We start from the raw sequence: 411 nt of genomic DNA on the forward strand, positions 1-411 counted from the left end.
GTCGCGAAGATCGAGCCGGACTGGCTGGAGCCGCTGGCTGGGCACCTGATCAAGACCAACCACTTCGAGCCGCACTGGGAGAAGCGTCGCGGCCAGGTGGTGGCGTTCGAGCAGGTCACCCTCTACGGCCTCATCGTCATCGGTCGACGTCCGGTGCACTTCGGTCCGATCGACCCGCCGGTGGCGCGCGAGCTGTTCATCCGCGAAGGCCTGGTGCGCGGTGAGATCAACAGCCGCGCCAAGTGCCTGAGCGCCAACCGGCAGTTGCTGGAAAAGCTCGACGAGCTGGAAGCCAAGGCGCGCCGGCGCGACATCCTGGCCGACGAGGAAACCCTGTTCGCCTATTACGACGCGCGCCTGCCGGCGGACATCTACCAGACCGCCAGTTTCGAGAAATGGTACGCCCGCGAG

1 protein-coding gene is annotated in these 411 nt (G+C 66.2%); it reads left to right on the plus strand.

The features are described from left to right. A partial coding sequence (locus ACLJNW_RS23350; RefSeq protein WP_410961104.1) for a DUF3418 domain-containing protein occupies positions 1 to 411 on the plus strand: 411 nt, incomplete at both ends.

The sequence above is a fragment of the Salmonella sp. SAL4457 genome (assembly GCF_046548235.1).
GTDB classification, from domain to species: Bacteria; Pseudomonadota; Gammaproteobacteria; order Enterobacterales; family Enterobacteriaceae; genus Salmonella; species Salmonella enterica.